General features: G+C 54.7%; 18 protein-coding genes. 14 read left to right on the top strand and 4 right to left on the bottom strand.

Translation table 11 applies throughout. The annotated features are described in order from the left end of the window. Positions 1-90: 90 nt before the first annotated feature. Positions 91-609, bottom strand: a complete 519-nt coding sequence (ompX, locus tag NI40_RS06480; RefSeq protein ID WP_023310884.1) for an outer membrane protein OmpX — start codon at positions 607-609, stop codon at positions 91-93. Positions 610-963: 354 nt separating this feature from the next. On the opposite strand from ompX, the gene rhtA reads away from it, so the two are divergent. From rhtA to ybiO, 6 genes are all read left to right on the top strand, one after another. After that, positions 964-1,851, top strand: a complete 888-nt coding sequence (gene rhtA, locus NI40_RS06475; protein ID WP_023334998.1) for a threonine/homoserine exporter RhtA — start codon at positions 964-966, stop codon at positions 1,849-1,851. Between the two features lie 299 nt (positions 1,852-2,150). Then, positions 2,151-2,654, top strand: a complete 504-nt coding sequence (gene dps, locus NI40_RS06470) for a DNA starvation/stationary phase protection protein Dps (RefSeq protein WP_010428924.1) — start codon at positions 2,151-2,153, stop codon at positions 2,652-2,654. 362 nt (positions 2,655-3,016) lie between these two features. Further along, positions 3,017-3,760: a glutamine ABC transporter substrate-binding protein GlnH gene (glnH, locus tag NI40_RS06465; RefSeq protein WP_033144999.1), complete on the top strand. Its 744-nt coding sequence runs from the start codon at positions 3,017-3,019 to the stop codon at positions 3,758-3,760. Positions 3,761-3,844: 84 nt separating this feature from the next. Next, a complete protein-coding gene (glnP, locus tag NI40_RS06460; protein ID WP_003858462.1) occupies positions 3,845-4,504 on the top strand; it encodes a glutamine ABC transporter permease GlnP in 660 nt (219 codons plus the stop codon). Further along, positions 4,501-5,223: a glutamine ABC transporter ATP-binding protein GlnQ gene (gene glnQ / locus NI40_RS06455; protein ID WP_032641580.1), complete on the top strand. Its 723-nt coding sequence runs from the start codon at positions 4,501-4,503 to the stop codon at positions 5,221-5,223. Before glnP ends, glnQ begins: the two co-directional genes overlap by 4 nt. Before the next feature lie 124 nt (positions 5,224-5,347). Then, a complete protein-coding gene (gene ybiO / locus NI40_RS06450; RefSeq protein ID WP_039261420.1) occupies positions 5,348-7,561 on the top strand; it encodes a mechanosensitive channel protein in 2,214 nt (737 codons plus the stop codon). Positions 7,562-7,606: 45 nt separating this feature from the next. Here the strand turns inward: ybiO and rlmF are convergent, their stop codons facing one another. Beyond that, positions 7,607-8,518 (bottom strand): 23S rRNA (adenine(1618)-N(6))-methyltransferase RlmF, encoded by a 912-nt coding sequence (rlmF, locus tag NI40_RS06445; protein WP_039261419.1) that lies wholly within the window; start codon positions 8,516-8,518, stop codon positions 7,607-7,609. A 243-nt stretch (positions 8,519-8,761) separates the two neighbouring features. On the opposite strand from rlmF, the gene bhsA reads away from it, so the two are divergent. The 3 genes from bhsA to ybiJ all read left to right on the top strand — a co-directional run bounded on the left by bhsA (position 8,762) and on the right by ybiJ (position 9,965). Then, entirely contained in the window at positions 8,762-9,028 is a 267-nt protein-coding gene (bhsA, locus tag NI40_RS06440) for a multiple stress resistance protein BhsA (RefSeq protein ID WP_039261415.1), read from the top strand. Positions 9,029-9,152: 124 nt separating this feature from the next. Further along, positions 9,153-9,419: a DksA/TraR family C4-type zinc finger protein gene (locus tag NI40_RS06435; RefSeq protein WP_039261413.1), complete on the top strand. Its 267-nt coding sequence runs from the start codon at positions 9,153-9,155 to the stop codon at positions 9,417-9,419. Between the two features lie 285 nt (positions 9,420-9,704). After that, the gene (gene ybiJ / locus NI40_RS06430) at positions 9,705-9,965 is read left to right on the top strand and encodes a DUF1471 family protein YbiJ (RefSeq protein WP_023310874.1); all 261 of its coding nucleotides are present in this window, start codon (positions 9,705-9,707) and stop codon (positions 9,963-9,965) included. Between the two features lie 115 nt (positions 9,966-10,080). On the opposite strand, the gene ybiB is transcribed toward ybiJ, so the two are convergent. Then, positions 10,081-11,043: a DNA-binding protein YbiB gene (ybiB, locus tag NI40_RS06425; RefSeq protein ID WP_039261411.1), complete on the bottom strand. Its 963-nt coding sequence runs from the start codon at positions 11,041-11,043 to the stop codon at positions 10,081-10,083. 266 nt (positions 11,044-11,309) lie between these two features. Between ybiB and NI40_RS06420 the strand changes: the two genes are divergently transcribed. From NI40_RS06420 to NI40_RS06400, 5 genes are all read left to right on the top strand, one after another. Beyond that, positions 11,310-11,846 (top strand): fimbrial protein, encoded by a 537-nt coding sequence (locus NI40_RS06420; protein WP_033144993.1) that lies wholly within the window; start codon positions 11,310-11,312, stop codon positions 11,844-11,846. A gap of 68 nt (positions 11,847-11,914) precedes the next feature. Then, entirely contained in the window at positions 11,915-12,589 is a 675-nt protein-coding gene (locus tag NI40_RS06415) for a fimbrial biogenesis chaperone (RefSeq protein ID WP_039261409.1), read from the top strand. 25 nt (positions 12,590-12,614) lie between these two features. Beyond that, complete coding sequence (locus NI40_RS06410; RefSeq protein WP_080338135.1) at positions 12,615-15,158, top strand: fimbria/pilus outer membrane usher protein; 2,544 nt, start codon at positions 12,615-12,617, stop codon at positions 15,156-15,158. 20 nt (positions 15,159-15,178) lie between these two features. Next, the gene (locus tag NI40_RS06405; protein ID WP_033146508.1) at positions 15,179-16,171 is read left to right on the top strand and encodes a fimbrial protein; all 993 of its coding nucleotides are present in this window, start codon (positions 15,179-15,181) and stop codon (positions 16,169-16,171) included. Further along, positions 16,168-16,671 (top strand): fimbrial protein, encoded by a 504-nt coding sequence (locus NI40_RS06400; RefSeq protein WP_039261406.1) that lies wholly within the window; start codon positions 16,168-16,170, stop codon positions 16,669-16,671. The genes NI40_RS06405 and NI40_RS06400 overlap by 4 nt, the downstream gene beginning before the upstream one ends. Here NI40_RS06400 and dinG read toward each other — a convergent pair. After that, positions 16,658-18,835, bottom strand: a complete 2,178-nt coding sequence (gene dinG / locus NI40_RS06395; protein ID WP_039261404.1) for an ATP-dependent DNA helicase DinG — start codon at positions 18,833-18,835, stop codon at positions 16,658-16,660. The genes NI40_RS06400 and dinG overlap by 14 nt on opposite strands. Positions 18,836-18,848 lie beyond the last annotated feature (13 nt).

The following is an 18,848-nucleotide window of genomic DNA, read 5'->3' as shown; positions in this document are numbered from 1 at the left end:
AAAACGGCAACCTGGGGTTGCCGTTTTGCTTTTACCTTCAAAAAAAAATCCGCCACAGTGGGCGGATTTTTTATTTAATCACCGAAGTGATTAGAAGCGGTAACCTACGCCAGCGATCCAGGTGCCAACGTCAACGTTGCGGATACGGCTCTGCTCATAGGAGAAGTCCAGAGCAACGTCCTGGATTGGGTTGAACTGCAGGCCTGCGCCATAGGAGAAGCCATAGTCGCTGTTGCTTGCAGTGCGGCTTTCGCTCTGGTTTTCAGTCTGCTGGAATTTACCGTAGCCAACACCTACAACACCGTAGATGCTCGCCCAGTCATTCAGACGGTAAGCTGGACCAGCGGTGATACCGTAGTACTGGCCTTTGTTGTATGCGCCGTTTTCAGAACGATCTTTCTCGGTGTAGGTGAAAGAACCGATCACGCCCAGTGGGTTGTTATCCTGCTCGTAGCGATACTTCAGGTTGAAACCGTTAGCTTTGTTCATCACGCCCTGATAGTCGCTCTGAGCGTAACCACCAGTAACAGTAGAAGTAGCAGCTACAGCGGTACCTGCGGAAACAGCCAGTACAGCGGCCAGTGCTGAAAGACATGCAATTTTTTTCATAACCACCTCAAATGTGCTTCAAGTAAGTCCGTAAGTTTTAAATATATCAAAAAATTTTGCGAAACTCTTTGTGATTCGTGATGTCTAATGAAACCTTTCCTGTAACAGAACGTTTCCAGCATCAGCTATCTCTTTCAAATCACATGCAATTTTCACTACTAAATGCGCATATTGCGCGTACGCGCCGTTACATTCATCCAGATTATTCCTAATCTATCAGGCGATAAATCCACCAGCGCTTAACCATTTTACGGATTTGACACGGTTTTTTTTCAACAGCGCCTCAACCGTTGCCGCTTATTTCCTTTACACTGCAACCTTTACCTCATTTGACATAAGCTGACAGGAGAAAGGATGCCTGGGTTATCCCGCACGTCGTCGGTCTGGTTGCCGGTGGCAGTCATACTCATTGCCATGTTGTCCATTCAAAGCGGTGCTTCGCTGGCAAAATCACTTTTCCCGCTGGTTGGTGCGCCAGGCGTGACTGCCCTGCGTATCGTGCTGGGCACGGCGATACTGGTGGTCATTTTCAAACCCTGGCGTCTGCGCTTCAAAAAGGAGCAGCGTTTACCCCTGCTGTTTTATGGACTTTCCCTCGGGGCAATGAACTATCTGTTCTACCTTTCTATTCAGACGATACCGCTGGGGATCGCCGTCGCGCTGGAGTTTACCGGCCCGCTGGCGGTGGCGCTTTTCTCCTCGCGACGTCCGGTCGATTTTATCTGGGTCGTGTTAGCCGTTCTGGGCTTATGGTTCCTGCTGCCGCTGGGCCAGAGCGTCGCTGAGATCGATCTGACGGGCGCAGCCCTGGCGCTGGGTGCTGGCGCCTGCTGGGCCGTCTATATACTTACGGGCCAGCGTGCAGGAGAAGAGCACGGTCCGGCGACCGTCGCGTTAGGTTCCCTGATCGCAGCCATCGTCTTCGTGCCTATCGGCATGGCGCAGGCGACCGAATCTATCTGGCAATGGTCCGTCATGCCCATCGGGCTGGCGGTCGCGATTCTCTCTACCGCACTCCCCTACTCTCTGGAGATGATTGCCCTTACGCGTCTGCCGACGCGTATATTTGGCACCCTGATGAGCATGGAGCCTGCGCTAGCCGCCATTTCCGGAATGGTGTTTCTCGGCGAAACCCTGACATTGACCCAGACGCTGGCGCTCTGCTCGATTATCGCGGCATCAATGGGCTCGACGCTCACCATGCGCCCGGAACCTAAAGTTGAGAAAGTGGATATCAGCTAAGGCCATATATTCTGCATGGCTTCCATGCCATGCAGAATAAAGGCCAGAAAGACAGTCGTTATAATTTCTTACACACTTTGCGCTATTTTCGAAATATCCCTCTGCGTTTACTTCCCCATCCAGCAATTAAGATTGATCTGTATCAATTTTAAAATTACCCATTCATTTCAATGAATTAAATTCACAAGCCACTTCTCGCTATTAAACCGATAGGCACAGCCAAACCGCAGAGAAAAAATCCGGTGCTATACTTAGTTCCGTAATTACCTGGGACATAAACATCAAGAGGATATGAGATTATGAGTACCGCTAAACTGGTGAAAACGAAAGCGTCTAATCTGCTTTATACCCGTAACGATGTATCGGATAGCGACAAAAAAGCGACCATTGAGTTGCTGAATCGCCAGGTGATCCAGTTCATCGATCTTTCGCTGATCACCAAACAGGCCCACTGGAATATGCGCGGTGCAAACTTTATTGCCGTTCATGAAATGCTGGATGGCTTCCGCACAGCACTGGTGACCCACCTCGATACGATGGCTGAACGTGCCGTGCAGTTAGGCGGCGTGGCGCTGGGTACCACGCAGGTGATCAACAGCAAAACGCCACTGAAGAGTTATCCGCTGGATATCCATACCGTTCAGGATCACCTGAAAGAGCTGGCGGACCGCTACGCGATTGTGGCCAATGACGTGCGCAAAGCGATCGGCGAAGCCAAAGACGAAGATACCGCAGACATTTTCACCGCCGCCTCCCGCGACCTGGACCAGTTCCTGTGGTTTATCGAATCTAACATCGAATAATTCATACGAATTTTCTATCAAACCCTCGCCCTCCGGCGAGGGTTTTGCACATCTATGGTGCACAGTTTTTGTCTGCACACCTGCAAAAGTGAACGAAATGTAATAATCACCTCACACAACCGTTAACGGAAGATTGTTTTTTCGTCAGAATTTACGCTAAATATCTCCCCGTCAGTTGAGCCAAACGAAGCGCACCAAAACGGTGCTCCACTTTGGTGCAATAAAGCCTCATTGCCCCATTTATTGTGCAATGCATGACATCATCCCCTTTGCAAAACAATAGCTTGTAAAGTTGGCACGATTTTTTCATTGTGCCACCTGTTCTCGCAGGGGATCGCCCCGTGGATATAAAAGGAAATGCTATGAAGTCTGTATTAAAAGTTTCACTGGCTGCACTTACCCTGGCTTTTGCAGTGTCCTCTCAGGCTGCCGACAAACTGGTTGTGGCGACCGACACGGCGTTCGTTCCGTTTGAATTCAAACAGGGTGATAAATACGTTGGTTTTGATGTGGATCTGTGGGCCGCTGTCGCAAAAGAACTCAAGCTGGATTACACCCTGAAGCCTATGGACTTCAGCGGCATCATCCCGGCACTGCAAACCAAAAACGTTGATCTGGCGCTGGCAGGCATCACCATTACCGATGAACGTAAAAAAGCGATCGACTTCTCTGACGGCTACTACAAAAGCGGCCTGCTGGTCATGGTCAAAGCCGATAATAACGACGTAAAAAGCGTGAAAGATCTCGACGGCAAAGTGGTGGCAGTGAAGAGCGGCACCGGTTCTGTTGATTACGCGAAAGCAAATATCAAAACCAAAGACCTGCGTCAGTTCCCGAACATCGACAACGCGTACATGGAACTCGGCACCAGCCGTGCTGACGCTGTTCTGCACGACACGCCTAACATCCTGTACTTCATTAAGACAGCCGGTAACGGCAAGTTCAAAGCCGTTGGCGAGTCTCTGGAAGCGCAGCAGTACGGTATCGCGTTCCCGAAAGGCAGCGACGACCTGCGCACGAAAGTTAACGGCGCGCTGAAAACGCTGAAAGAGAACGGCACCTATAACGAAATCTACAAAAAATGGTTCGGTACCGAGCCTAAATAATAAGACGTAAAAATGACGTTCACTCGGGGGCGACCTTTCGCCCCTGCTATTTTTGAAACACGGTAACAGTAACAGGAAATTATCATGCAGTTTGACTGGAGCGCCATCTGGCCTGCCATTCCACTCTTGCTTGAAGGCGCTAAAATGACCCTGTGGATTTCGGTCCTGGGTCTGGTTGGTGGGTTGATTATCGGTCTTGTCGCCGGTTTCGCCCGCACCTACGGCGGCTGGATCGCAAACCACATCGCACTGGTTTTCATCGAAGTGATCCGCGGCACGCCTATTGTCGTGCAGGTCATGTTCATCTACTTCGCCCTGCCTATGGCGTTCACCGACCTGCGCATCGACCCGTTCAGCGCAGCCGTCGTCACCATTATGATCAACTCAGGCGCCTACATTGCGGAAATCACCCGCGGTGCGGTGCTGTCGATTCATAAAGGTTTCAGTGAAGCCGGTCTGGCGCTAGGTCTTTCTCGTCGCGAAACGATCCGCCACGTTATTCTGCCGCTGGCGCTGCGTCGCATGCTGCCGCCGCTCGGTAACCAGTGGATCATCAGCATTAAAGATACGTCGCTGTTCATTGTTATCGGCGTGGCAGAGCTGACCCGCCAGGGGCAGGAGATCATTGCTGGCAACTTCCGCGCGCTGGAAATCTGGAGTGCGGTAGCCGTTGTCTACCTGATCATTACTCTGGTTCTGAGCTTCGTTCTGCGTCGTCTTGAAAGAAGGATGAAAATCCTGTGATTGAATTTAAAAACGTTTCCAAGCACTTTGGCCCAACCCAGGTGCTGCACAATATCGATCTGAACATTAAACAGGGTGAAGTGGTGGTGATTATTGGGCCATCCGGCTCCGGTAAATCCACCCTGCTGCGTTGCATCAACAAGCTGGAAGAGATCACCAGCGGCGATCTGATCGTCGACGGCCTGAAAGTGAACGATCCGAAAGTGGACGACCGTCTGATTCGTCAGGAAGCGGGCATGGTGTTCCAGCAGTTCTACCTGTTCCCGCACCTCACGGCGCTGGAAAACGTGATGTTTGGCCCGCTGCGCGTGCGCGGTGCCAGCAAAGCGGCGGCGGAAGCGCTGGCAAAAGATCTGCTGGCGAAAGTCGGCCTGGCAGAACGTGCGCACCACTTCCCTTCCGAACTGTCCGGGGGTCAACAGCAGCGTGTGGCGATTGCCCGCGCCCTGGCGGTCAAACCGAAAATGATGCTGTTTGATGAGCCTACGTCCGCACTCGACCCGGAGCTGCGCCACGAGGTGCTGAAAGTCATGCAGGATCTGGCGGAAGAAGGGATGACGATGGTTATCGTAACCCACGAAATCGGCTTTGCCGAGAAAGTGGCGTCCCGCCTGATCTTTATTGATAAAGGCCGTATCGCGGAAGACGGTAACCCGCAGGAATTGATTGCGAACCCGCCGAGCCAGCGTTTGCAGGAGTTCCTGCAGCACGTCTCCTGATCCATCGCTTTACGCTGAGCCGGGCTTGCCCGGCTTTTTTACGCCAGATTGTTCCCAAAAATCCCCCTCCTCGCCTCGACTTCTATACTTATCATTTTGTTCGACATTTTCACCGGAGGACGCCGTGCCGTGGATCCTGCTGCTGTTGATTAGCCTGTTTAGTGCGCCTTCGTTCGCCGTCGCGATCCCCGGCGTGACCACCGCAACCCCTGCGACCCAGCAAAATACGCCGCCTCCGGAACCCGATGTTGAACAGAAAAAAGCCGCCTACGGTGCGCTTGCCGACGTCCTTGAAAACGACACCTCCCGGCAGGAGCTCATTGGCCAGCTGCGCAAAGCCGCCGCCACGCCGCCGCAGGAGTCGGTGCCAACCCTCACCCCGCCGCAGGTTGAGGAGCAAAAAACGGTGCTGGAAAACGTCACCGACGTGAGCCGCCACTATGGAGAAGCGCTCTCCTCACGCTTCGCTCAGCTGTACCGCAACCTGATTGGCTCCCCGCACAAGCCGTTTAACCCGCAAACGTTTACCGCCGCCGCCACGCAGTTCCTGATGCTGGCGGGTGCGGTATTTCTTTTTTACTGGCTGGTGCGTCTGTGCGCGTGGCCGCTGTACCGCAAAATGGGGCAATGGGGACGCAGGAAGAATCAGCATAAAAGCAGCTGGCTGCACCTGCCGTTGATGATAGCCTCAGCGTTTATCATCGATTTACTGCTGCTGGCGTTGACGCTGTTTTTAGGCCAGATGCTGGCCGACAGGCTGAATGCAGGCAACAAAACCATCGCCTTCCAGCAGTCGCTTTTCCTGAATGCCTTTGCCCTGATCGAGTTCTTCAAGGCGCTGCTGCGGTTACTCTTTTGTCCGCACGTGCCGGAGCTGCGGCCTTTCTCCATTCGGGATGCGAGCGCGAAGTACTGGGCGCTGCGCCTCAGCGTGCTCAGCGGGCTGATTGGCTACGGCCTGCTGGTTGCCGTGCCGATCATCTCCAACCAGGTAAACGTCCAGTTTGGCGCGCTGGCAAACGTGCTGATCATGATCTGCATTACCGTCTGGTCGCTGTATCTGATCTTCCACAACAAAAAAACCATTACCCAAAGCCTGCTGAATCTGGCCGATCGCTCCCTCTCGTTCTTTAGCCTCTTTATTCGCGCGTTCGCCCTGGTGTGGCACTGGCTGGCAAGCGCTTACTTCATCGTGCTGTGCTTCTTCTCGCTGTTTGACCCGGGCAACAGCCTGAAATTTATGATGGGGGCGACGTTCAAAAGCCTGGCCATTATCGGCATCGCGGCCTTTGTGTCGGGGCTGCTGTCGCGATGGATCTCGAAAACCATCACCCTGTCGCCGCAGGTGCAGCGTAATTACCCGGAACTGCAAAAGCGGGTAAACGGCTGGATGTCGGTATCGCTCAAAGTGGCGCGCATTCTCACCGTCTGCGTGGCGATTATGCTGCTTCTGAATGCCTGGAGCCTGTTTGATTTCTGGAACTGGCTGCACAACGGTGCGGGTGAAAAAACGGTCGACATCCTGATTCGCATCGCGCTGATCCTGTTCTTCTCCGCCGTCGGCTGGACGCTGCTGGCGAGCCTTATTGAGAACCGCCTCGTATCGGATATTCACGGCAGGCCCCTGCCCAGCGCCCGGGCAAGAACGCTGCTCACCCTGTTTCGCAACGCGCTGGCGGTGATTATCAGCACCATCACCATTATGATTGTGCTGTCGGAAATCGGCGTGAATATTGCCCCGCTGCTGGCGGGTGCCGGTGCCCTGGGGCTGGCCATCTCCTTCGGCTCACAAACGCTGGTGAAGGATATTATTACCGGCATCTTCATTCAGTTTGAAAACGGGATGAACACGGGCGATCTGGTGACCATCGGACCGTTAACCGGCACCGTGGAGAGGATGTCCATCCGTTCGGTTGGCGTGCGTCAGGACACCGGGGCCTACCACATCATCCCCTGGTCTTCGATCACCACCTTCGCCAACTTTGTGCGCGGGATTGGTTCCGTTGTGGCGAACTATGATGTGGATCGCCACGAGGATGCGGACAAAGCGAAGCAGGCGCTGCGCGATGCGGTAGAAGAACTGATGGAGATGGAGGATATCCGCGGGCTGGTGATCGGAGAGCCGTCATTTGCCGGCATCGTCGGGCTGACGAACACGGCGTTTACCCTGCGCGTGTCGTTCACCACCCAGCCGCTGAAGCAATGGACGGTGCGCTTTGCCCTCGACAGCATGGTGAAAAAACACTTCGATCTGGCGAACGTGCGGATGCCCGTGCAGACGTATCAGGTATTGCCGCCGCCCGCATCGCCGCTCCCGCCGCAGGAGCCGACGCTGTAACCGAGCCGGGTGGCGGCTTCGCCTTACCCGGCCTACGGCAGGGTGCTATTTGCGACGTTTGTTATTGTCCATAAACGTCCAGGCGATAAACCGGCTCTGTTTCTGCCCCTGCGCCATCTCTTTTTTCACCACTTTTACGGCGCCCGCTTCGGTCAGCGCGCGGTAGAGCGGCGGCAGGTTATCCCCGCGGGAAACCAGCGTCGTGAACCACTTCACCTGACGGCCAAACTGTTTGCTTTCCGCAATCATGCGCAGGATAAACGCCACTTCGCCCCCGTCACACCAGAGCTCCTGCTGCTGTCCGCCGAAGTTCAGCGCGGCGTCTTCAGCCTGACCCAGGTTACGGCGCTTGCGCTCGCTGCCCGCACGGGCCGATGCCGCCGAATCATGGAACGGCGGGTTGCACATCGTGGCGTCATAGCTTTCGTTTTTGTGAATAATGCCGTTGAAGATCGACGCCGCATCTTTCTGACGACGCAGGCGAATGGCGCGGCTTAATCCCGGGTTAGCGCTGATAATCGCCTGGGCGCTGGCAAAGGCCTCGTCACCGATTTCGCTTCCGGTAAAGCGCCACTGATATTCATGCGCCCCGATCAGCGGGTAAATCAGATTCGCCCCGGTGCCAATATCCAGAATGGTGGCCTGCTGTGGAACGACACCCTCATTGCCTTCGGCAAGAAGGTCGCCAAGGTGATGAACGTAATCCGCGCGGCCCGGCACGGGTGGACAGAGAAAGCCTTCCGGAATATCCCAGTGAGCCACACCGTAAAAATGCGCCAGCAGGGCTTTGTTCAGCATTTTAACCGCCTGTGGGTCGGCAAAGTTAACCGAGGGCTCACCCGCTGGGGTCTGAACAAGATAGTCCTGCAGCGGCGGGCAGCTCAGGCATAACGCGTTCATGTCGTAGCGGCTGCGGTGGCGATTTCGCGGGTGCAATCCCGGCTTTTGGGCAGTCATGGCATTCTCCTTTAAACAGCGGCGTAAGATACCCTTTGCTGGCCCAACGGTAAATCTTTCTCTGCGGCGTTCAAAAAATAGCCATAAATCAAACACCTTTATGTCTATGATCCGTCAGCGAATTGTCAATTTATATCGTTCAAAAAATAAGCAGATCATCATCAAATATTTGCGCTAAGTCACACTCGTCAGGCTTCTAAACTTAAAGGGAATCACCTGTTGTTTCCTCATGAGGATGTGATTATGAAAAAGTACCTGACCCTTGCTGTTATCGCAGCCGCCCTGGCGACCGCGTCCTTCTCTGCCATGGCCGTCCAGTCGCTGACCCAGAGTACTGACACCAGCCAGCTACGCCCTGCGGGCACCGTTTCGGTAAGCCGTGCCAGTAACCTTGACGACCTACAGGCTAAACTCGCCGAAAAAGCCCGTCAGGAAGGTGCAAAAGGATTCGAGATTAATTCCGCCAGCGGCGATAACCATATGTTTGGCACCGCGACCATCTACAAGTAACCCCACGACACGCCAACACACTGCATCTGCCACACAGGTGCAGTTCTCTTCTCCCTTCGCCTTGATTGTTCATTTTTTAACCCCATAGTAAACGTATGGCCTAAACCGATTTCAGGAGGACGCTATGGCTTCCGGCTGGGCAAATGACGACGCTGTTAACGAACAGATCAACAGTACAATTGAAGATGCGGTTGCGCGTGCCCGCGGTGAAATTCCGCGCGGCGAAAGCTTAACGGAATGCGAAGAATGCGGAGAACCTATTCCGGAGGCGCGCCGAAAAGCCATTCCCGGCGTACGGCTTTGCATTGCCTGCCAGCAGCATAAAGATTCAAAAAATGCATCACACTCGGGATATAATCGCAGAGGTTCGAAAGACAGCCAGTTGCGTTGACTTTACTTTACCCGGGCTAACCGAGCCCGCACGTTCCTTTACGCTCACGGTTTTTAGCCAGACGCGTAGCAAAACGTGCCCTTCGTATCGCTTCTGTAAAGCGCATCCACAAGAAGTGTAAAGCGGCACTTTGAATTTATTAATATTCAATAAGTTATTTGTCATTCAATTTTTTTGAGCAACCACGTCAATTCTCTTCGATTTTATCTCTCGTAAAAAACCGTGATACTTATCACATCGACGGAACATCGTCCCCTTAACAGAAACACCTGCGAGAGATTAATTATGAAAACCATCAAATATGCTGTAGCTGCTGTTGCCCTGTCCGCTCTGTCTTTCGGCGCTTTCGCCGTAGAGCCTGTCTCTTCTACTCAGGCACAGAACATGAACAAAGTTGGTGTGGTCAGTGCTGATGGCGCCACCACGCTGGACGGTCTGGAAGCCAAACTGGCTGAGAAAGCCGCTGCTGCCGGCGCAAGCGGATACACCATTACCTCCGCTAACGGCAATAACAAGCTGAGCGGTACCGCGGTTATCTACAAATAATCGACTGAATGAATGCTGTACCCTCGCCATACCCTCTGGTGAGCTGCTCCACCCTCATTGACCCTGTTGTTGTTACCCTTGCTTGCCCGTCCGCCACTGGACGGGCTTTTTTTGTCTAAAACGCCTGCGCCACGCGTTCAAGCCCGGCCTGAACGGATTCCACTTCTCCGGTAGCCAGCAAACAGCAGGCCATCTGCAGCTTGATCGAATGCGGAACAGGAACATTTCCGGCAAGGCACTGCTCAATCCAGTGGGCTGTAGTATGCGGATCTTTTGCCTCAGGCAGTATCACACCGCTATTCTCTTCCCCGCGCTCAAGAATGGCGCGCGTGCCTGCAGAATCAATCAGCATCACCTGCGGGCAGCGCTGCGGGTTCGCATAAACCTCGCCCTCCGTGCCGTGCATCAGCAACGCCCTTGCGCCAATTGCCTCAAAGAACTGCCCCACGCGCGCCACGTATTCCGGGTGCGAGACGCTGGAGAGACGCAGGGCGGCATCTTCGCCAAACGGCGTGGCAAGTTTCGCCAGCGTGTGCGCGCTGTTGCGCACGCCCATGCGCCAGCGCATATCGAGCTGCTTTTCCAGCGGCGGGCAGAGTGTGCCGACCGGGATATAAACAGGCTGATGGCCATCCAGCTTCGCCTGCGCCTGGCCGGCATGACGCGTTGGCTCAATGCCCAGCATCCCGAAAATGGTCTCCGTCAGCACGCGGGTGGGGTCTTCGCTAACGCCGTGCACCACCACCGGGAACCCCATCTTGTGTAACAGGATAGCGAGCAGCGGGGTTAAATTTGCCTGCTTGCGCGCGCCGTTATAGCTCGGGATCACAATCGGCATCGGTTTCGCCACCGGCGGCGTTAAGCGCAGCGTTTGCGCCTGCATGGCATCATAGAAGCCGCGCATCTCCGCTTCACCTTCGCCTTTGATACGCAGCGCGATCAGAATGCCCCCCATCTCCAGGTCGGGGACGTCGCCCTCCAGCATGCGGGTATAAAGCGCACGCGCGGTTTCATGGTCCAGATCGCGGGCGTGGTTTTTGCCTCTGCCTACCTCTTTGATAATTTTACGATAATCCACGACATTTCTCCTTACAGCAGGTTATCAACAATATAGCCCTGATGATGACTCCGCTGTTAGTTTTTTTGCCCACCCTGCGGTTTTTTATAATCATTTGTTTTAGTAAGAAAAATTATTTTTCAAGAATTAATTGAATTATTTGGAAGCCGCGCGGGACCTTCCCCGGCCTGAATTTTCTGATTAAATAGCCAGCGGTGAGTAGTTGAGACATAACTTCGAATAATGCGGGATGCAGATGTCGAAAGGAGAAACATACAGGTTTAAATATGAAAAAAGTCACTTTAGGTTTATTCATTGCTGCCGCTTTGGGATGCTCTGCATCTTCTTTCGCAGCATCCACCGGTGAAGGGCAAATTAACTTCACAGGTGAAATTATCGATTCCGCCTGTCAGGTGGTTAACGGCTTAAGCAGTCCGCTGAATGTTGCGCTGGGCAAAGTCTCCAAAACAGCGTTTACCGGCGCAGGCTCTACCAGCACCTTAACGAAATTTGATATTCAGTTAAAAAACTGCCCGGAAACGGTCACGTCGGCAGCCATCAACTTCGGCGGTACGCCAGATGCGGATAATAACACCACGCTGGCCTTGACCCCGGGTGCGACGACGGCAACTGGCGTGGCGATTCAGCTGGTTGATTCTTCCGAACAGCCCGTCAGTTTATATACGCCTTCAAAGCAGTATCCTTTAGCTGCTGGCACGACGGTAAATAATCTGGAGTTTGGCGCACGTTATATTCAGACTCAGGCATCGATCACTGCCGGCCAGGCTAACTCAGCGTCTACTTTTACAGTTATTTATAACTGACACGTTCAATAAGGAGATATTCGCCTTCACGCGAAGGTTAATATCTCCTCTTTCTTTGAGACAGATTTATGCGACACAGTTATTTATTAAGCGCACTTTTACTGACTGCAGTAACAGCCCACGCAGGTGTGATTATTAATGGCACCCGACTGGTTTATCAGGGAGAGAAAAAAGAGTCTTCGATTGGGATTTCCAATCCGGATGATATTAACTATCTGGTACAGTCCTGGGTGGATACCGGTTTGAAAAAAGGCGGTAAAGCGCCATTTCTGATTACCCCGCCGCTGTTCCGTCTGAACGCTAAAGAGGATAACGTGCTGCGCGTGGTGCGCACCGGCGGAAATATGCCAGAAGATCGCGAGTCGTTGTACTGGTTAAATATTAAAGCCATTCCTTCTTCAAGCCATGAAGAGGGCGTTAATACATTACAAATAGCCATTAATACCCGTATTAAATTGCTGTATCGCCCTGCATCGATTAAAGGCAAACCTGAAGCAGTGGCTGATAAACTGGAATGGCACCGCGAAGGCAATGATCTGGTGGTAAACAACCCCACGCCTTTCTATATGAATTTCCAGAGCGTAACGCTGAACGGCCAAAAAGTGGCAAAAGCTACCTGGGCTGTGCCAGATACCTCTACCCGCTTTGCCCTTCCGGCAAATATGGGCGGTAACACCGTAAGCTGGTCGGTCATTAACGATTACGGAAGCATCAGTAAAACCTGGTCTGCATCCGTTCGTTAATACTCTATTTGACGCCTGGATAATCATGTACAGCACAACTAAGCCGCTATTACGTCGACTGCGTGAAATGCTGCCCACTTTTTGTGGGATAGCGGTGACATGCTGCGCGCTGCAGGCCCACGCTGATGATTATTTTAACCCTGCCCTGCTGGATATTGATAATCCAGAGCAGGCAAAGACCGATCTCTCTGTTTATGAAAACGGTCCCGGTCAGGCGCCAGGTAAATATCAGGTCACGATGTTCGTCAATAACAATAAAATCGACACCCGTGACGTCCTTTTTACATTACAAAAAGATGCGCAGGGAAATGATTCCCTGCAGCCATGCCTGAGTCTGGATGAATTAACGCATCTGGGCATCAAAACCAAAGATTATCCAAAGCTGGCGGCAAAAGGGGAATGCGCGGATCTCAGCGCCATCCCTTCGGCCTCGGCGACTTTCCGTATCAAAAACCAGCAACTACTGCTGAGTATTCCCCAGTCGGCGCTGGGCCAGGTGCCTCGCGGCTATATCGATCCGAAAGATTATGACGAAGGGATCACCGCGGGCATCCTGAACTATAGCGTTAACGCCAGCCAAAGCCACGCCCGCCAGCATGGGAAAGCGGACAACAGCAGCCAGTTTATTAACCTGCGCCCCGGTTTTAACACCGGTGCCTGGCGCGTGCGAAATTACAGCACCTGGAACCACAATTCGGATGGCGGTCAGGGCGACGGCAAGCTGACCCCGGTCTATACCTATGCCCAGCGCGATATCGTGGGGCTGAAGAGCGAGCTGACCGTGGGACAGAGCAGCACCCAGGCCGACGTTTTCGACAGTGTCTCTTACACTGGCGCGCAGCTGGCTACCGAAAGCGACATGCTGCCGGACAGCGAGCGCGGGTATGCCCCGGTGGTACGCGGTACGGCGCACAGTAACGCCCAGGTGGTGGTTCGCCAGAATGGCTACGTTATCTACCAAAACACCGTCGCCCCCGGCGCGTTTGAGATTAACGATCTCTACCCCACCGGCAGCAGCGGCGATCTGAACGTCACGGTAAAAGAGACCGACGGCAGCGAGAGTCACTTCGTGGTGCCGTTTGCCTCCGTGCCGGTGCTGCAGCGGGAAAAACACCTCAAGTACAGCGTCGCTGCAGGGCGCTATCGTTCATACGATAAAGAGGTTGAGAAGACCCCTTTCGCCCAGGGCAGCGCCATCTATGGCCTGCCACACGGCGTCACCGTTTACGGCGGTACGCAGCAGAGTTCGCATTACCACTCCGCCGCGCTCGGCGCAGGGAAAAACGTTGGTGACCTCGGCGCGTTCTCCGTAGACGTTACCCGCGCCAAAGCGTTACTGAAAAAGCGCAAAACCAGCAAAGGGCAATCCCTTCGTCTGCGCTACAGCAAAAATTTTATCGCGACCGGCACTCACTTTTCGCTGGCGGGTTATCGCTACAACAGCAAAGGCTTTTACACCCTGCAGGACACCATGGAGTCCTGGACCAGTGCAAACGACTGGTCCGCTCCACAGCAGCGCCGCGCACGGGCGGAGGCCACCGTCGACCAGACGCTGGGCGAAAAGTGGGGTTCGGTGACGCTAAGCCTGGTGAAAGAGAGTTACTGGAGCCAGCGTCAGGATATGACCTCCCTGAGCGTTAACTACAACAATAGCTGGCACGGCGTGAGCTATAGCCTGAGCTACAGCATCAATAAAAACAGCGACGACACGGACGAGGACGGTAAATCCATCAGCTATGACCGACAAATCGGCCTTAACGTGTCGGTTCCGCTCGACCGCTGGCTGCCTAACACCTGGGCAAACTACAGCCTGAACAACAGTAAAGACGGCACCACCCACAACCTGGGCCTGAATGGTACCGCGCTGGAGGGAGACAAGCTGAGCTGGAACGTTCAGCAGGGACTGGACAGCGCCAATAACAACACCTCCACCAGTATGAATGCGGATTACAAAGGCACCTACGGTGAAGTGCGCGGCGGCGTAAGCCAGGACAGCCATCAGTACACCGTGAACGCCGGGATCCAGGGCGGCATCGTCGCCCACTCTGACGGCGTCACCTTTGGTCAGACCCTGGGCGAAACCGTGGTGCTGATTAAAGCGCCGGGAACGCACGGCACGCACGTTGCCAACCAGACGGGCGTGGAAACGGACTATCGCGGCTATACGCTGGTGCCCTTTGTCACTCCGTGGCGTCACAACCCAATTTCGCTGGATACCGAGACGCTGCCAGACGATGCCGACGTGACACACGCCTCGCAGACGGTAACACCAACGCGCGGCGCGATAGTTCGCGCCAGCTTCGATACTCGCGTGGGCAACCGCGTCTTAATGACGCTGGCCTGGAAAGACAAACCGCTGCCCTTTGGCGCAACGGTCACCACGGAAGACAAGAGCAGCGAATTTATCGTCGGTAACGACGGCCAGGTGTATCTCACCGGACTGCCGCAGCAAGGACGCCTTTTCGTTTCGTGGGGCAAGGAGGCGAGCGAGCATTGCGTCGCCGATTACGCCCTGACGCAAGAGAAGGATGACACCAACATTATTAACGCTGCCGCGCAGTGTCACTGATTAACACCGGACCGATCATAATGCAGATAGCAAAATCGTTTTTCTTACTTTTAGTTCTGGCGACGGCAGCACTCTTCATGCCGCACGCAAAGGCCAACTGTGTCTCACCAAATTTACCAGCGCTGCTGTCGTTAGCGTCTATTTCAGTACCTACCAGCCTTCCCGTGGGAGAGACCATCCCGGGAACGGAACGTTCGGCTCACATTGCGGGGGGCTGCTATACAGCCGAAGACGCAGGCCGTCAGATCATTGCCTGTTACCACGGCCTGGGTAGAGAGACTCCCAATATCCCTGGTGTTTATGAGTCGGGTGTTGCCGGGATCGGTGTGTCGCTCCGAAACAGTAAAGGGGAGCGCGTGATGGGAGCAGCAGACCAAATCTGCACAACTAAGTCTTCCGTGGGTCAAGTGTCTGATTCGAGCGGTAGCGATGGTTCATTTGCGTTTAGCTTCGACGTCTCGCTGGAACTGGTGAAAACCAGCGAGGTGGTAACCGCCGGTACACTCACATCCAGTAATACACAATTTGGCTTTGGTGTTGAGCAAGTAGAAAGCTTGAGTTATCCAAACACCCTCTCCTACTCAGGTAACGTGGTGGTTAAAGCAGTCACCTGCACCGTATCACCCAAATCTCTGACCGTCACGCTGGGGGATTTTCCGGTGAGCCGTTTTACCGGTCCGGGAACCCTGGTCTCCCAGTCGGTATTCAATATCGACATGCTCTGCGATCAGGATGTACAGCCGGAAATGATGATCACCAGCGCCAATGGCTATGAAACGAATTTTCCTGGCGTGATCAAATTAACGCCGGAAAACGGCGTGGCGACCGGCGTGGGGGTGAGAATGCTCTTTAACGGTCAGATACCTGTTTTCGGGCAATATATGAATACCTTTACCGCCTATGCCAATATCCGCTCGCAATATCCCTTCAGCGTCTCTTACGAACAAACCAGTTCGGAGGTGACGCCCGGAACGGCGAATGCCGTCGCAACCATTACGGTGGCCTACAAATGAAAACCTTATTAGCCCTTTTACTCCTTGGAGTCGCCAGCCAGAGCCTGGCGGAAGAGATTCAGCTCGATATTCGCGGAAACATTTACGCCAACGCCTGCCAGGTAGACAGCGCCAGCCAGAACCTGACGGTCAATCTGGGCAAAGCGAATGCCGGCGATTTTAAGGATGTGGGCGATACCGGACAATGGCATTCATTCGACTTAACCCTGTCGAAATGCCCAACCACTTCCGTGCTGACCACGGCCACCTTTCACGGTCAGCCAGACAGTATTCATCCGACTAAATTCGCCAGCACCGGAACCGCGAAAGGACTGGCGCTGGAGCTTGCCGACCCGCAGGATCAGATCTCGCTTGCCCCGGACGCCAGCTTCAGCGTGTTGATCAACCAGGACAATCACACGGCGGATTTCCCGCTGGCCGCCCGCTATTACGCCACCTCATTGCCGGTCACGGCAGGAACGTTCAGCAGCGTGGTGCAGGTGACCTTCATTTACCAGTAGGACCGCGCCCCTTAGCACGGAGGCTTTTCTTGCGCCCTGCGGTCAGTTTGACCGGCGGTTTTTTTACCTCGGGCACTTCCGGCTGTTCGATCGGGAAGATCGGCAGCGCGTTCAGGAGCCGTTGGCCGTAATTTTTGGTGAGCAGACGTTTGTCATAAATCACCACCTCGCCCCAGCAGCCGTGGCTACGAATCAAGCGCCCGACCTGCTGAATCAGGTTAAACGACGCCGCAGGCAAACTCTGTACCTCAAACGGATAGCGGTTGAGGCTTTTCAGCCACTCCCCCTCGGTGATCACCACCGGGCTATCGATAGGCGGGAAGGCGATTTTATGGATATGCACCTGCGTCAGGTAGTCGCCTTTCAAATCCAGGCCTTCAGCAAACGACTGCAACCCCACCAGCACGCTGCGCTCGCCGTTATCAATGCGCTTACGGTGGGTTTCCACCAGCCGGTAGCGCGGCTGATCCCCCTGCACCAGCAGGAGTAAACGCAGATCGGTGACGTGTTCGAGGAAACGCTGCATCGCCCGCCCGCTGGCAAACAGCACCAGCATACCGGGGTACTTTTTACTCTCGACCTGCTCGCGGAAGTAGGCCGCCATTTCCGCGATGTGCTGCTCTTCGTTGTCGATGAGCGGCTCGAATTTCATGCGCGGAATGACCAGCTTTCCCTGCTCGCAGTGGTTAAACGGTGAGTCCAGCGCCACGAAACGGTCGCCCGCTTTCTCTTTTAGCCCGCTCATCTCCTGCAGCCTTGAGAAGCTGTTCAGGGAACGCAGCGTGGCAGAGGTGACAACCACGTGCGGCACGCTGCGCCAGATCAGCTTTTCCAGCTGATCTGCCACGCGGATGCCCACACAGTGGAAAAAGAGGTGCACCTGCCCGTCCCGCACGTCGCGGGTGGCCCATTTGGTGACCGGCGCGCCGGACGCCTGCGCCATCGAGGCCAGCCGCCAGAGCTTGCTCTGCGCTTCGAACATCCCCAGCGCGCGGTTCATCTGCAGCAGAACGCGGTGCAGACGCACCACGTCATGCGAGCCGGTTTTCTCGCTGAGATCGTTTAAGAACATCTCCGCCAGCCCGCGCAGCTTTTCCAGATGTTTCGCCAGCTGCTGGCAGATCTCCATCACCTCTTCCGGTAGCTCACCCATCGCAAAGCGGTGTTCGGCTTCCTGGGTTGCTGGAAGATAAAGATTCAGGATGTTGTTCAGAGATGAAATGAGGCTATAGACCTCTTCACAGTGGTCGCTCAGCCGCTCCGGCACCGCCAGCGGCGGCGTGGTTTTCGGGCGGAACTGCTCCATGCAGGTCGCTACCAGCTTGCAGAAGAGATCCAGCTGCAGGCGGAACCACGGAGCGGTGATTTCGGCGCTCATCTCCAGCGCATCCCGCGCCACGTCCGGCAGATGGTGGCCTTCGTCGAGCACCAGCAGCAGGTTTTTGGGCTCCGGCAGCACCGCTTCGCTCTCCAGCGCCGCCATCACCAGCGCGTGGTTTGCGACCACAACCTCCGCCTCCTGAATCTCGCGCCGGGCGACAAAGAACGGGCACTCGCGGTAGTAGTGACAGTTGCGGTTCAGGCAGCTGGCTTTGTCGGTGCTGAGCCTGCGCCACAGGTCGTCGCTGATGGCCTGGCTGGTGTGATCCCGCAGGCCGTCCCACTTATAGCCGTCGAGCTCGACTTTGAGTTTTGCACACTGCTCCTGCTCGGCCTTATTGTTTGGCGTTAGCTCGTCATCCAGAAACGCGAGCAGATCCTGCTGATTCGGCTCGCTGCTGGCCAGCGCCGCCAGGTTGCGCGGGCATACATAACGCCCGCGCCCAAAGGCTGCCGTAAACCGCAGATCGGGGATGATTTTGCGCAGCAGGGGTAAATCTTTGCTGAAGATCTGATCCTGCAGCGCCACGTTGGCGGTGCTGACCACCAGCGTTTTGTCCTTTTCCCGCGCAATCGCGATGCCGGGAATAAGATACGACAAGGTTTTCCCGACGCCGGTTGGGGCTTCAATCGCCAGATGTCGCCCGTCGTCCCCGGCGAGCGTTTTTGCCACGTCAGCAATCATCTGCCGCTGCGGCGCTCGGGGGATAAAGTCGGGGATCTGCTGCTGTAGCGCCTTATACCATGCGCCAATTTGCGCCTTGAGCGCAGCGGTTAAAGCCATTGGAAAACCTGAA

The organism is Enterobacter sp. E20 (genome assembly GCF_000801755.2).
Lineage (GTDB): Bacteria > Pseudomonadota > Gammaproteobacteria > Enterobacterales > Enterobacteriaceae > Enterobacter > Enterobacter asburiae_B.
The sequence above is the reverse complement of the archived record's forward strand: the minus strand, read 5'-3'. Positions and strand labels throughout refer to the sequence as shown.

Coding starts and splice junctions, on each gene's coding strand:
- ompX (WP_023310884.1), bottom strand. CDS start 609: ATGAAAAAAATTGCATGTCTTTCAGCACTGGCCGCTGTACTGGCTGTT.
- NI40_RS06420 (WP_033144993.1), top strand. CDS start 11,310: ATGAAAAAAGTCACTTTAGGTTTATTCATTGCTGCCGCTTTGGGATGC.
- glnH (WP_033144999.1), top strand. CDS start 3,017: ATGAAGTCTGTATTAAAAGTTTCACTGGCTGCACTTACCCTGGCTTTT.
- NI40_RS06405 (WP_033146508.1), top strand. CDS start 15,179: ATGCAGATAGCAAAATCGTTTTTCTTACTTTTAGTTCTGGCGACGGCA.
- bhsA (WP_039261415.1), top strand. CDS start 8,762: ATGAAAAAGTACCTGACCCTTGCTGTTATCGCAGCCGCCCTGGCGACC.
- dps (WP_010428924.1), top strand. CDS start 2,151: ATGAGTACCGCTAAACTGGTGAAAACGAAAGCGTCTAATCTGCTTTAT.
- NI40_RS06415 (WP_039261409.1), top strand. CDS start 11,915: ATGCGACACAGTTATTTATTAAGCGCACTTTTACTGACTGCAGTAACA.
- NI40_RS06435 (WP_039261413.1), top strand. CDS start 9,153: ATGGCTTCCGGCTGGGCAAATGACGACGCTGTTAACGAACAGATCAAC.
- dinG (WP_039261404.1), bottom strand. CDS start 18,835: ATGGCTTTAACCGCTGCGCTCAAGGCGCAAATTGGCGCATGGTATAAG.
- rhtA (WP_023334998.1), top strand. CDS start 964: ATGCCTGGGTTATCCCGCACGTCGTCGGTCTGGTTGCCGGTGGCAGTC.
- NI40_RS06410 (WP_080338135.1), top strand. CDS start 12,615: ATGTACAGCACAACTAAGCCGCTATTACGTCGACTGCGTGAAATGCTG.
- ybiJ (WP_023310874.1), top strand. CDS start 9,705: ATGAAAACCATCAAATATGCTGTAGCTGCTGTTGCCCTGTCCGCTCTG.
- glnP (WP_003858462.1), top strand. CDS start 3,845: ATGCAGTTTGACTGGAGCGCCATCTGGCCTGCCATTCCACTCTTGCTT.
- rlmF (WP_039261419.1), bottom strand. CDS start 8,518: ATGACTGCCCAAAAGCCGGGATTGCACCCGCGAAATCGCCACCGCAGC.
- NI40_RS06400 (WP_039261406.1), top strand. CDS start 16,168: ATGAAAACCTTATTAGCCCTTTTACTCCTTGGAGTCGCCAGCCAGAGC.